This window comes from Polynucleobacter nymphae (genome assembly GCF_018882155.1).
GTDB lineage: Bacteria > Pseudomonadota > Gammaproteobacteria > Burkholderiales > Burkholderiaceae > Polynucleobacter > Polynucleobacter nymphae.
Window position 1 is genome coordinate 1 of sequence record NZ_JACVPA010000019.1, and the last position, 286, is coordinate 286.

Below are 286 nucleotides of genomic sequence, written 5' to 3' on the forward strand. Positions count from 1 at the left end.
TCTAGTGGTAACAACATTAGCTTTAGTGCAGCAGTCAATGGCGCGAAGACATTAACAATTACAGCTGGTACAGGTTCGATTACGTTCTCGAGTACGGTTGGCAATAGTGCGGCCTTGACGAGCTTAGCAACGACTTCAACTCATACCACTGGCACCAATATCGCTGCCAATATCATTACCACCGGCACTCAACAATACACCGGCCCTGTCACCTTAACCGGTACTGGCGCAACTCGAACCTTGCAGGGTAGTGCTATCACCATTGGTTCGACTTTGGCTGGTGGCG

Annotated in this window: 1 protein-coding gene; it reads left to right on the plus strand. The window is 50.0% G+C overall.

The genetic code is table 11. The features are described 5' to 3' along the window. On the plus strand, nucleotides 1–286 hold a 286-nt coding region (locus ICN29_RS10645; RefSeq protein ID WP_216133008.1), incomplete at both ends, for a hypothetical protein.